Source organism: Pseudarthrobacter sp. TRD_SC_9, from assembly GCF_055361265.1.
In genome coordinates this window covers 1636251-1647907 of the sequence record NZ_CM143956.1, presented here as the reverse complement: position 1 = coordinate 1647907, position 11657 = coordinate 1636251, and the positions used below count along the sequence as shown (strand labels likewise).

At 64.6% G+C, this 11657-nt stretch carries 13 protein-coding genes; 6 read left to right on the top strand and 7 right to left on the bottom strand.

The annotated features are described in order from the left end of the window. The first annotated feature begins 78 nt into the window (after positions 1-78). A complete protein-coding gene (locus tag ACWA13_RS07730; protein WP_463937550.1) occupies positions 79-897 on the top strand; it encodes a ParA family protein in 819 nt (272 codons plus the stop codon). Between the two features lie 89 nt (positions 898-986). Here the strand turns inward: ACWA13_RS07730 and ACWA13_RS07725 are convergent, their stop codons facing one another. The 5 genes from ACWA13_RS07725 to gcvH all read right to left on the bottom strand — a co-directional run bounded on the left by ACWA13_RS07725 (position 987) and on the right by gcvH (position 4064). Then, positions 987-1583, bottom strand: coding sequence for a MerR family transcriptional regulator (locus ACWA13_RS07725; protein ID WP_463937549.1), 597 nt, complete (start codon positions 1581-1583; stop codon positions 987-989). 236 nt (positions 1584-1819) lie between these two features. Further along, positions 1820-2323 (bottom strand): bifunctional nuclease family protein, encoded by a 504-nt coding sequence (locus ACWA13_RS07720; protein WP_463937548.1) that lies wholly within the window; start codon positions 2321-2323, stop codon positions 1820-1822. Next, positions 2323-3039, bottom strand: coding sequence for a transcriptional regulator FtsR (gene ftsR / locus ACWA13_RS07715; RefSeq protein ID WP_463937870.1), 717 nt, complete (start codon positions 3037-3039; stop codon positions 2323-2325). Before ftsR ends, ACWA13_RS07720 begins: the two co-directional genes overlap by 1 nt. A 20-nt stretch (positions 3040-3059) precedes the next feature. Continuing rightward, the gene (locus ACWA13_RS07710) at positions 3060-3536 is read right to left on the bottom strand and encodes an FHA domain-containing protein (RefSeq protein WP_463937547.1); all 477 of its coding nucleotides are present in this window, start codon (positions 3534-3536) and stop codon (positions 3060-3062) included. 141 nt (positions 3537-3677) lie between these two features. Further along, positions 3678-4064 (bottom strand): glycine cleavage system protein GcvH, encoded by a 387-nt coding sequence (gene gcvH / locus ACWA13_RS07705; protein ID WP_463937546.1) that lies wholly within the window; start codon positions 4062-4064, stop codon positions 3678-3680. A gap of 114 nt (positions 4065-4178) precedes the next feature. On the opposite strand from gcvH, the gene ACWA13_RS07700 reads away from it, so the two are divergent. Next, the gene (locus ACWA13_RS07700; protein ID WP_463937545.1) at positions 4179-4820 is read left to right on the top strand and encodes a hypothetical protein; all 642 of its coding nucleotides are present in this window, start codon (positions 4179-4181) and stop codon (positions 4818-4820) included. A gap of 19 nt (positions 4821-4839) precedes the next feature. Then, a complete protein-coding gene (locus ACWA13_RS07695; RefSeq protein WP_463937544.1) occupies positions 4840-5715 on the top strand; it encodes an Fpg/Nei family DNA glycosylase in 876 nt (291 codons plus the stop codon). A 17-nt stretch (positions 5716-5732) separates the two neighbouring features. On the opposite strand, the gene ACWA13_RS07690 is transcribed toward ACWA13_RS07695, so the two are convergent. Beyond that, positions 5733-6770: an alpha/beta hydrolase gene (locus tag ACWA13_RS07690; protein ID WP_463937543.1), complete on the bottom strand. Its 1038-nt coding sequence runs from the start codon at positions 6768-6770 to the stop codon at positions 5733-5735. 123 nt (positions 6771-6893) lie between these two features. Here ACWA13_RS07690 and ACWA13_RS07685 point away from each other — a divergent pair, with 123 nt between their 5' ends. The 3 genes from ACWA13_RS07685 to ACWA13_RS07675 all read left to right on the top strand — a co-directional run bounded on the left by ACWA13_RS07685 (position 6894) and on the right by ACWA13_RS07675 (position 11484). Continuing rightward, positions 6894-7967: a DNA polymerase IV gene (locus ACWA13_RS07685; RefSeq protein ID WP_463937542.1), complete on the top strand. Its 1074-nt coding sequence runs from the start codon at positions 6894-6896 to the stop codon at positions 7965-7967. A gap of 107 nt (positions 7968-8074) precedes the next feature. Next, entirely contained in the window at positions 8075-8644 is a 570-nt protein-coding gene (locus tag ACWA13_RS07680) for a hypothetical protein (protein ID WP_463937541.1), read from the top strand. Then, on the top strand, positions 8641-11484 hold the full coding sequence (locus ACWA13_RS07675) for an ATP-binding cassette domain-containing protein (RefSeq protein WP_463937540.1): 2844 nt from the start codon (positions 8641-8643) through the stop codon (positions 11482-11484). Before ACWA13_RS07680 ends, ACWA13_RS07675 begins: the two co-directional genes overlap by 4 nt. Here the strand turns inward: ACWA13_RS07675 and ACWA13_RS07670 are convergent. Next, positions 11474-11626: a hypothetical protein gene (locus ACWA13_RS07670; RefSeq protein ID WP_463937539.1), complete on the bottom strand. Its 153-nt coding sequence runs from the start codon at positions 11624-11626 to the stop codon at positions 11474-11476. The two genes, ACWA13_RS07675 and ACWA13_RS07670, sit on opposite strands and share 11 nt — an antisense overlap. Positions 11627-11657 lie beyond the last annotated feature (31 nt).

Genomic DNA, 11657 nt, shown 5'->3' with positions numbered 1-11657 from the left:
CGGGCTCCGAATTGCCTTCGGTAATCTATCGGTAGTCCTGCCCCAACTCGGCATCCGGCGTTAGGTCTTGGTTTTCACGTGCAAGTAGTCAGCATCAGCAGCCTCAAGGGCGGAGTCGGTAAAACCTCCGTCACCACTGGATTGGCGTCAGCGGCGCTGGCCGCGAACATACCCACCCTGGTGGTGGACCTTGATCCACACGCCGACGCGACCACTGCTCTCGGCGTCCAAAGCAACGGCCACCTGGACATCGGTCGAATGCTCAAAAACCCCCGCCGGGCCCGCCTCGCGGACAACGTCGCTGCCAGCGGCTGGGTGGCTGGCGCTGCGGCAAAGGGAACTGCCGGCCCGGTCCTCGATGTCGCAGTCGGTTCCGCGTTCACCGGTATCTACGACCGACCCGACCTGGGCAAGCGTGACCTCCGCCGGCTGTCCACGATTCTGTCGGGGGCCCAGCACTACGAGCTGATCCTGATCGACTGCCCGCCCTCGCTTAATGGACTGACCCGGATGGCATGGTCTGCCAGCGACAAAGTGGCGCTGGTGGCCGAGCCCGGCCTCTTCTCAGTCGCCGGCACCGAACGCACCATGCGTGCCATCCAGCTCTTCCGGCAGGAATTTGCGCCGGGCCTTTCACCCGCCGGCATCGTGGCCAACCGGGTCCGTACCGGGTCATCGGAGCACGCCTTCAGGCTCTCGGAAATGGAAACGATGTTCGGCGGCATGCTGCTGGAGCCACGCATTCCGGAGCAGGCCAACTGGCAGCAGATCCAGGGCGCTGCCCATCCGGTCCACAGCTGGCCCGGAGACTCGGCCAAGAATGCTGCCGCCTTGTTTGACACTCTCCTGGCAAACATCATGGGCGCCGGCCGGGCATCCCGCCGGGCGCAGCGCTAGTACTACTACTGCCGGACGCAAAAGGTGGGACGTCCTGACCGGACTCCCACCTTTTCGGCTTTCCCCGCAGGGCGGAGCTACCGGCGTCGTCAGCTGATCTTGCGTGCAGCGCGCCGTTTGCTTAACTCGTCGTCGGGAAAGGACTGCTCCGCTGCATGTTCGCTGGGCAGCGAGGCGAGGCTCCCTTCCACTTCCCGCCAGACCCGGCCGACTGCAATACCAAAAACGCCCTGGCCGCCTTGGACGAGGTCGATGACTTCGTCCGCCGACGTGCATTCGTACACGCTGGCACCGTCGCTCATCAAGGTGATCTGGGCCAGGTCTTCCACGCCACGCTCGCGCAGGTGTTCGACGGCGGAACGGATCTGCTGAAGCGAAACGCCGGTGTCGAGAAGGCGCTTGACCACCTTCAGGACCAGGATGTCCCGGAAACCATAAAGCCGTTGGGAGCCGGAACCGGCTGCACCGCGGACGGCAGGTTCCACCAGGCCCGTCCGCGCCCAGTAGTCCAGCTGACGGTAAGTAATTCCCGCCGCCTTGCAGGCAGTGGGACCCCGGTAACCGGCGTCTTCGTCCAGAACCGGAAGGTCTTCGGTAAACAGCAGCCCCTGGGCCCCGCTCACGGGCACAGCCTTGCCAGCCTTCGTAGGCTGCTTGAGCTGGCCTGAATCGCCTTTGGGACTCACCTGGATCCTCCTTGTCCTAAGCTCCCCGGGGATTCCATACAGCCACCGGCCCGCGATAAAGGCCATGCATGTAATTCCGCAGAGAACGCACTTTCCAGTGTGACTTGCGGGACCGCTGTAAGCAATGGGAACTTGATACTTCGACGTTAGGCCTGCTGCGCCCCAAGGTCAAAGATCTAGGGACCATCTACAGGGCGTGTCGAAACTTTCAGGCTCAACTTTAACCTTAACGTTATCTAACCGTCGAAGTCTTCCGGCTCAACATCGTCCAGGAATTCGCGGAAGCGCCGCAGTTCGCCTTCTTCATCCACGCTGGGTGAGGGCTCAGCGTCTTCACCCTCGTCATGCTCGGTGATCCGTACCCCCGCCTCGTCCATCACGGCGTCAGCACACCAGATTCGGCATTTCGCACGCAGTGCCACAGCGAGTGCGTCTGATGCGCGGGAACTGACAGTAGTGCCATTCTCAAACTGCAGTTGGCCATAGAAGATGTTGTCTTCCACAGCCACAATGTTGACGCTGACGACCGAATGTCCCAAGGACTCCACGACGTCCACAAGGAGGTCGTGCGTCATGGGACGCGGCGGGGTGATGCCCTGCTGCGCCAAGGCGATGGCGCTGGCTTCAGGAGTACCGATCCAAATGGGTACGTGGCGTTCTCCGTGGAGTTCACGAAGAAGCACCAATGGCTGGTTCGACGGCAGTTCGATCCGGACTCCGACTATCTCGACTTCGATCATCACAGTTCCATGCGTGAGATGTGGTCCTGCACCAGGGCACGGTGCAGGGTGAGGCACAAGTCGCTGATCTCGCGGGCCGCCTCTGCTGCCCGCGCCTGTGAGGCCGCGTCTTTACGGGAGGCCAACGGTGCCACAACGCGTTCCACCAGGCCGAACTCCCGTTCCGCGGCAGCCTGGAACGGCCGCAAGTGCCGCGGTTCCAAGCCATGGCTTTCCAGCTGGACGCATGCTTTGGCGACCTGGAGCGAATGTTCATCAAACAAGCCGCCGGTGTGGCCGATCAGACCGAAGCTCAACAGCGACTGCAGGAGCGGAACGCTGGCGCCGGATTCGGCACGCAGCTGTTCCTCGCTGAGCTTGCGGCCGCGGTTTTTGAGCTCTGCCGCAAGCTCATCCGAGACGATCCGCGGAGACACCACCACGCCTGGCGGAAGGTTTTCCGGCCGTTCGCCGCGGTCGATGGCATCCAGGTAATCCTTGATGACCTTGAGCGGGAGATACTGGTCCCGTTGCAGCGCAAGGACAAAGCGCAGGCGTTCGACATCGCCGTCAGAGTATTGCCGGTAACCCGCCGGCGTGCGCCGCGGGTTGATCAGGCCCTTTTCTTCAAGGAACCTGATCTTTGAGGCCGACATACCGGGAAAGTCATCGCTGAGCTGGGCGAGGACTTCCCCGATGTTCAGGACCTGGGGACCGCGCCGGTCCGGCTGCGCCATTGCCACGGGCAGCCCCTTGATCAGGAACGGCCTGCTGCGCGGGCAGGACTCCGGTAGAAGGTGAGACGGAATTTGCCAATCTGGACTTCGCTGCCTGAGCGCAGTTCCACCTTGTCCACGCGATCGTGGTTGACGTAGGTGCCGTTCAGGCTGCCGGTGTCCACCACTTCGAAGCTGTTCGCCGTCCGGCGGAACTCGACGTGCCTACGCGACACGGTGACGTCGTCGAGAAAGATGTCGGCATCGGGGTGCCTGCCGGCCGTGGTGACCTCGGAATCCAGCAGGAACCGGGCCCCGTTGTTCGGGCCGCTGTGGGCTACCAGCAGTGCCGAACCCGCGGGCAGCGCCTCAACAGCGGCACGTTCTTCACGGGAAAGCTGCCGCGCAATTGCCGGCTCATCCGTTACGGGCGGGAGGTGGATCGAAGTGGTCTCCGAAGCTGTTTCCGCGCCAATGCCCTCACGACCATTGGCAGGGTTCAAGTCGTGGCCAACCATGGGTTCCTCCTCTTCCGCTGCAGCACTTGCTCCTGCAATCAACACTTACTTCCGAAACCCGCAATCACGCCGCTGACGTGCGGCGATGTAAAACAAAGCCGTTCGCCGTCATTGCGTCGGGACGCGAAAAACCGGTTAGCTTCAGCCTACCTGCTGTTCGTACTCTGATGCACTGAGGAGGGAGTTTACGGCGTCCGCTTCTGCCAAACGGACTTCCAGGAGCCAGCCATCGCCGTACGAATCACTGTTGATCAGGGCCGAGTCCGTGTCCAGGGACTCGTTGCGGGCCACCACTTCCCCACTGACAGGGGCGTAAATGTCGCTGACGCTTTTGGTCGACTCGACCTCGCCGATGACCTCCCCGGCCTTGACGGCAGTGCCCGGCTCAGGCATCTGGGCGTAGACGACGTCGCCCAGGGCATCCTGTGCGAAATCGGTGATGCCGATGCGGACCACGCCCTCTGCCGTGGGCTCCGAAACCCATTCATGCTCGGCGGTGTAGTACAGGTCTTCGGGAATGTTGCTCATCAGGGGCCTTCCATAGGATCAATCAGCAATGTCACCGGGGCCATAACAACAAGCCGCCGGTGAAAGTATAGGCACATCCGCTTCCGCCTCAAGGGGTTCTGTCATGATGGTGCAATGACAGAACCTACACAGGCACAGCCGGTGAAAAAGACCAACTGGGCGGCCCGGATCATCTTTGGTGTGGTGACACTGGTAATCCTCGTCCTGGCGTACTTCATACTCGCCGCTGTCCTACCGGTCTGGTGGGCCACGACGATCGGCAACCAGGTGCAGGGTGATCTTGGGGCCGGGGTGTGGATGGGCATGTTCTATGGCTTCGTTTTCACACTCCTGCCGCTCATGATTGCCTGGCAGGCGACGCACAGGAAGGTCTCCTGGGCATGGAAGCTCGTGCTGGTCCTGCTGGCAGTCGTTATGGCGACGCCCAACCTCCTCACCGCTGCGATCCTCATCAGCAATTCCGAATCGGCCCACAACGGCCAGCGGATCCTGGGCACCGAGGCCACCTGGTTCCCGCTCTGGACCCAGATCTCAGCTGCAGCCGCGGCAGTCGCCTTTGTTGCCGGCGTCGTGCTGTGGAGGATCTGGCGGCAGCGCGGCCGTAAGGTCAAGGCGTTCAAGAAAGCCGAGGCGGAGCGTACCCTCGCCGCGAAGAACACCGAACGGGACGCGCAGCATACGACGGCGACAACGTCACCAGACAAGGCACGCGAAACTGCCGACGACCATGCCGGCGGCTCCGGTCCGCGCCACTGATCGGTAAAGAGTGTGATCCATGCCTGAACTGCCCGAAGTCGCCGCGCTGGCTTCTTACCTGAACGACCGGCTCAAGGGAGTTGGCATCAGCAAGGTTCAGGTCGCCTCCATCGCTGCCCTTAAAACAGCCGATCCGCCGTATTACGCGTTGGAAGGCCGGACGGCCACCGGGGTGAGCCGTTTTGGAAAGTTCGTCTGTATTGAGGCGGACGGACTGAACTTCGTATTCCACCTGGCCCGCGCCGGCTGGGCCAGGGTTCTCGAATCGCCGTCTCCTGCGCCGCTCAAGCTGGGCAAAGGGCCGATTGCCGCGCGGCTGCGCTTCCGCCCGGCCGACGGCGGGACCGACTGGGGCTTGGACCTCACCGAAGCCGGGACGCACAAGGGGCTCGCACTTTACGTGGTGAATGATCCCCAGGATGTTCCCGGAATTGCCGCGCTGGGGCCGGATCCGTTCGCAGACGGATTCGATCTGGACACCTTCGCCGGCATTCTGGCAGCAGGCGGCCATCAGATCAAAGGTGTGCTCCGCAACCAAAGCCTCATCGCCGGAATAGGCAATGCCTACAGCGACGAGATATTGCACGCCGCCCGGCTCTCCCCGTTCGCCGTCGCCAACAAGCTTGACGCCGTGGCAGTACGCACCTTGTACGAGGCCATCCACGATGTCCTGGGAGCAGCCATCCTCGAGGCCAGCGGCAAACCTCCCAGCCAGCTCAAGGACTCCAAACGCGGCCACATGCGCGTCCACGGCCGCGCGGGCCAGCCCTGCCCGGTATGTGGAGACACTGTGCGGGAGGTGTCCTTTGCGGACTCGGCACTGCAGTACTGCCCCACCTGCCAGACCAACGGCAAGATCCTGGCGGACCGGCGGACTTCAAAGTTCCTGAAGTAAGCCAGTGTGCGCCGGCGTCACCATCCGTCGGAGACCCCGGCCCGCATTTCTGAACCGGTGACCTTCCGGAGGAAAGCGACCTGTTCCACCATGGCCTGCCGGGCCTGTGGCGTGTCCAGGGCAAGCTGGTACTCGTGGCCCACTGATTCGGGCGTGCTTGCGGCGTCGAAGAAAAGGGTGGTCACGTCGACGCCCGCAGTGCTCAGCGCAGTCACCCATTCCTGGTTCTGCTTAAGGAGCGGATCGGCCGGCCCGGTTGAGATGAACGACGGCGGGTAGTCACCGTCCACGTGCTCTGGCAACGCGGCGTACAGGAATTGGTCGTCTTCGAGGAATGACTTTGTCCCGGAGTAGGACCACATCACCGTGCGCATGAAGAATCCAAACGACTCGTTGTCGTATTTCACCGAAGTTGGATCATAGGGGCCACTGAACAGGACCGTGCCGACCACCTGGTCGGGGGCAGCGGCGGCCGGCAGACCGGCCGCGGACGCATAGTCCGGCTGGGCGATCGCCATCGCCGTCTGGGCCGCGATGTGGGCGCCTGCAGAGTCGCCTGCGAGCACAATGCGGTCCGGGTCAACGCGGAACTCTTCGGCGTGTTCCAGGACGTGTGCAATGGCTTGATCCACCTGTTGCACCGGCCGCGGGTAGGTGGCCTCAGGTGCGTGGGTGTATTCGACGTTCACCACGGTGAACCCGTGCGAGGCCAGCACGGGGAGGTAAGTGCGCAACGGTTCCTTTTGCCCGGCGATGAACGCTCCGCCATGCACCCAGAACACCACGGGCAGTGCGGCGCCAGCATCGTCCGGGCGGAAGACGTCCAGCCGACCCTCGGTGGAGGTTTCGTCGTACACCACGTCCAGGTCTGAGTGGATGCCGTCCGGCACGTACTTCGCTGCGGCTTCGGCGTTCTCGAGGCCAGCCGGATCAGGCGCCGAACGCAGCAGCCAAACGCTGGGCCAGGGGCTCACGTTCCAGAAAATCACACCAGCAACAATGACGACGGCGAGGACGCCGGCAATCCAGGCGAGAACACGCCCCACTCTCTTCACGTCATGTGCCCTTCTGTCACGGAGATTACGGCCCGGCCGACGGATCACTGATACGGCACCAAGACTAAAGCCTGGGCCCGCTCTCCGGGAGTCAATTGCTGATGTTTGGGGCAGACTGGTGGCGTGAGCGAAAACAGGTGGGTGCTGCACGTCGACCTCGACCAGTTCATTGCGGCGGTCGAAGTGCTCCGCCGGCCGGAGCTTGCGGGCAAGCCGATCATTGTCGGCGGCCGGGGCGACCCCACGGAACGCGCTGTGGTGTCAACGGCGTCCTACGAAGCCAGGGCTTTCGGCGTCGGGTCCGGAATGCCTTTACGCATTGCCGCCCGGAAAGTGCCTGACGCTGTGATCCTTCCTGTGGACCAGGAGGCGTACCTCGCCGTGTCTGAGACGGTGATGGCTACCTTGCGCGAGCAGCCCGGCGCCACGGTTCAGGTGCTGGGTTGGGATGAAGCCTTTGTCGGAATTGCTGCGAAGGACCCGGAGGCTTACGCACGGCAACTGCAGGCCGCTGTTTTGGAGCGAACGCAGCTGCATTGCAGCGTGGGGATCGGGGACACCCTGGTGCGGGCCAAGGTAGCCACCGGTTTCGGTAAGCCGGCCGGAGTCTTCCGGCTCAATGCCGGGAACTGGCTCGAGGTCATGGGCAGCCGGCCCACCAAGGAGCTGTGGGGCGTCGGAAACAAGGTGTCCGGCCGGCTGGCCAAGCTCGGCATAACCACAGTCGCCGAGCTTGCCGCGTCCAACCCCCAGGACCTGGTCCCGGAATTCGGACCAAAAATGGGCCCCTGGTACGCGGAGCTCGGACGCGGGGACGGCGCCAGCATCGTGGACGACACCCCCTGGGTTACCCGCGGGCACAGCCGGGAGACCACCTTCCAGCAGGACCTGACCGAGCCGGCCCAGGTGGAGGACGCCGTAAAGGATCTGGCAGCGCGTGTCCTGGAGGACGTTGTGGCCGAAGGCCGGCCTGTGATCGGGCTGACCCTCAAGGTCCGGTACGCGCCGTTTGTCACCAAAACCCACGCGCGGAAGATTGCCAGGACCTTCGAGCGGAGCGAAATCCTCGCCCAGGCCCTGGACCTCACGGCCGCGATCGAAGCGGACCGTCCCATCCGGCTCCTGGGGCTGCGTGCCGAAATGGCCATGCCCGAGGACGCCCGAAAGGGACACACTCCAACGCGCGGCGGCTGGTGACGCGACAGTGCCGTTACGGCCGCTTGGCCACGGCAGGAGCGTGGGAGGCGACGTCACACAACGCCATGGCATCCGGATCCGGACAGGCAACGCCCTACCCTAGTCAGGTGACTTTGACTAAACTCCGTACCGCCGCCGCGAGCTCACTCGCCGCCGCAGGTCTGCTCATTACCCTGGCCGCCTGTTCCGCGCCGGCCACCAGCCAGCCATACGATTCTGCCGCCCCGACCACCGCGTCCTCCGCCTCCTCCGCCTCCGCCTCTGCCTCCGAGCCTTGCGCCGGCGTGCTGGTCTCTGTTGATTCCAGTGCCCTGAAGCAGGGCGGCACCGACTCCGCGCCCGTCTGCGTGCCGGTGGATGCCACCACCCCCGCGTCCAAGGTGCTGGCCGATGCCAAGGTGGAAACTGAAGGCACCACCGCCTACCCCACAGAGCTGGTATGCCGGGTCAACGGCGTCCCCGCTGCCGACGTCGACATCGCCCACAAGGGCGGCACCTACCGCGAGGAATGCAAGGACATGCCCGCGGCCTTCGCCTACTGGTCGCTCTGGGTAAAGCCCGCCGCCGGTGAATGGGGTTATGCCCAGGAAGGCCTTGCCACCTTGCAGGTTTCCCCGGGCGACAGCCTGGAACTGCTCTACACGGTTGACGGCGCGCCGGCCGCACCGACGGCGTGACCTTTCGGCCCGCGCCGTTACGCGCAGCGGCGGCTCTCGCCGTCGTCTTCATCGCGGCGCGGGTCATCTACCGCATCCTTTTCAACGGGGCGGGCGTCGGTGACACGCTCCTGTTCAACCTGCCGCCGGTACGGCTGCCCGGGCCCTTTGCCCATGTGGCGGTCCTTGGCCCGGTAACGGCAGAAGGACTGGGGCAGGCCGCACTGTCCGCCCTGCCGATTGCCGGCATGATCCTGGGCTTTGGCCTGCTCAACTCCGTGGTGGACGTGGCCCGCGGTTTTGTGGTCCTGGCCCGCGGCGGTCCCCTGCAGGGCATCGCCCGGATGCTCGTGGTGGCCTGGGCGGCGTTGCCCGCACTGTATGACGCTGTGCGTGCCGTGCGCCTGGCCTTTCGATTGCGCGGTGAACGGTTCGGACCCCGGGCGCTTGTTCCCGTGCTGGAGCGCACCCTGGAACACGCCGCCCGGGTGGCCGCGGCCTTGGAATTGCGCGGCTTTGGAAGCCGGACATCACAACAATCCGACGGCGGCCTGCGCCTCACGCACGGCAACTCAGCGCCGCTTCTGGTCCGGAATGCGCAATTCCGGATCGCCGATGCGCAAGTGCGCGTAGCAGAGTTTGCGCCGCCGCCCGGGTCAGTTTCGGTCATCACAGGCGCCACGGGGTCCGGCAAATCCACAATCCTGAGAGGACTCGCCGGGCTGCTCTCCCACGTGGACGGTGGAGAAATCGCTGGCACGGTGCGCGTTGCAGGGATGGACCGGGCCATCACGCCACCGCGCGATACCGCCCGCTTCGTCGGCGTCGTCTTACAGAATCCCCGGGCCGCGTTTGCCACCACCCGGGTCCGCGACGAAATCGGCCTCGCGCTCGAACTGCGCGGCGTGACGCCTGCGGCCAGAATGGCCCGGGTATCGGAGGTCGCAGAACGTATCGGCGTCACGGCGCTGCTGGACCGCGATGTCAGTACCCTCTCGGCTGGTGAGGCAACACTCGTGGCGATCGCTGCTGCCGTAGTGCAACATCCGGTGCTGCTCCTTGCTGACGAGCCGCTGGCCGACCTTGACACCGCAGCGCGCGAACGCGTCATCTCCGTGCTCAGCGCCCTCGCCCGGGTAGCCGGTGTTTGCGTCATCGTGGCGGAGCACCGGGCCGAAGCCCTGGTGACCGTTGCTGACGCCTGGTGGAGCATCGACGACGGCGCCCTGGTACCAAGCGCCGCGCCATCCGTTTCGGTTCCGGTGGCTGCCCATCCGGCTCCCGGACGGCCAACCGAACAGGCACCCGTGCTGACCGCAGCGAACCTCTCCGTGCACCGCAAGGGGAAGCCACTGGTGCACGACGCATCCGTGACACTGCACAGGGGTGAAGTGGTGGCACTGGTGGGGCCTAATGGCGCCGGAAAGTCATCCCTTCTGGTGGAGCTGGCCCTCGACGGCGGCCGCGTAGCCCTCGTCCCGGACGCTTCCGATGACCTCTTCACCAGGGACACCGTCGCGGCAGAGCTCCGCGCCGCAGACCGGCGGCAGGCACGCGCGTCCCGGCGCCTGGATCCACGGGCTACAGAATCGGAGCCCGCTGAAGCACGCCTCGCCCGCCTGCGCGGAGGCGTCGGGATGCCCCTTGGAGAACATCCCCGGGACCTTTCTGCCGGCGAGCGCAGGATCCTTGCCATCGCGCTGCAGACCATCGACGATCCGGAAGTGCTCCTGATCGATGAACCCACCCGCGGACTGGATCCTGCGGCGCGCACGGCAGTCTCGGCTGCGCTGCTGGCCGCAGCTGACGCGGGCACGGCCGTCCTGATCGCCACCCATGACCTCGATTTTGCGCACAGCCTGGGGGCCCGGATCCTTCCCATGCGTGACGGCATTGCACCCGCGGCTGTGCCCGAGGCTTTGGATGCAGCACCTGTCCACCAGTCACTGCCCCTGAATACTTCACGCTGGCAGGCCGCAGACGCTGTTGCACCACAACATACAGTCGGTCACGAAGACGTTTCAGTTACTAAGCCGCGCAGGATCCGACTACCCCGAACTGCGGAACTGATCGTCCTGGCGGCAGCGAACCTCCTGGCTTTGGGTGCCTTCTGCTGGCCACTGCTGGCGGCGGCGTTCCCGCAGGACGCCGCCGCAGCAGTCCCCTACGTGGCATTGGCTATCGCTCCCCTGGCCGCCGTCGCCATCGCCGTATCGCTGGACGGCTCTGTCCGCTCCGCGCACACCGTGGCGTTGCTCGGCGTCCTGGCCGCAGTCGGTTCGGCGGTGCGGGTGGCGAGTACCGGCGTCGGGGGCGTTGAAGCGGTGTTCATTCTGCTGATCCTGGCCGGCCGGGCCTATGGTGCCCAATTTGGTTTGCTGCTGGGGGCAGCCACCATCGCACTGTCCAGCGCATTGTGGGGTGGAATCGGCCCGTGGACGCCGTTCCAGATCTTCGCGTGCGCGTGGGTGGGCGCCGGGGCAGGGCTGCTCCCCCACCGGGTGCGGGGGAAGGCCGAGCTGTGGATGCTGTGCGGTTATGGCGTGGTGGCGTCCTACCTGTTCGGCCTGCTCACCAACCTGTGGTTCTGGCCGTTCGCCGTGGGTGCGGGTACGGGCATCTCCTATGTTGCGGGCGCGCCGCTGGGCACCAATCTCAGCAGCTTCCTGCTCTACTCACTATTGACCTCGACGGCGGGATGGGACACCTTGCGTGCCATCACCACGATCGTGGGCATCTGCCTGGTGGGTCGGGCCATCCTGGCCGCGTTCCGCCGGGTGAAGCCGGTATACAGCAACGGCGGGCAGGGCACTGTGGCCCTACCCGCCGTCGTCCCTGAAATGGAACGGATCAGGCGTTAGTTTTGCGTTTGAGCCAACCCCACACGGCGGTGGCTACAAACAGGATCAGGCCGAGGAAAGCCAGCCAGAGCAGGCCCTTCACAACGAACCCGAGGATCGAAAGGGCAAGCCAGATAACAAGTAGCGCAATGATGATCTTCATAGTGGAACCCTAGGCCCTGTTCCTGCCTGAA

What these genes read in the sequence shown, in the direction of transcription:
- ACWA13_RS07670 (WP_463937539.1), bottom strand. Translation starts at nt 11,626, where the DNA reads ATGAAGATCATCATTGCGCTACTTGTTATCTGGCTTGCCCTTTCGATC.
- ACWA13_RS07710 (WP_463937547.1), bottom strand. Translation starts at nt 3,536, where the DNA reads ATGGTTGGCCACGACTTGAACCCTGCCAATGGTCGTGAGGGCATTGGC.
- ACWA13_RS07700 (WP_463937545.1), top strand. Translation starts at nt 4,179, where the DNA reads ATGACAGAACCTACACAGGCACAGCCGGTGAAAAAGACCAACTGGGCG.
- ACWA13_RS07695 (WP_463937544.1), top strand. Translation starts at nt 4,840, where the DNA reads ATGCCTGAACTGCCCGAAGTCGCCGCGCTGGCTTCTTACCTGAACGAC.
- gcvH (WP_463937546.1), bottom strand. Translation starts at nt 4,064, where the DNA reads ATGAGCAACATTCCCGAAGACCTGTACTACACCGCCGAGCATGAATGG.
- ACWA13_RS07720 (WP_463937548.1), bottom strand. Translation starts at nt 2,323, where the DNA reads ATGATCGAAGTCGAGATAGTCGGAGTCCGGATCGAACTGCCGTCGAAC.
- ftsR (WP_463937870.1), bottom strand. Translation starts at nt 3,039, where the DNA reads ATGGCGCAGCCGGACCGGCGCGGTCCCCAGGTCCTGAACATCGGGGAA.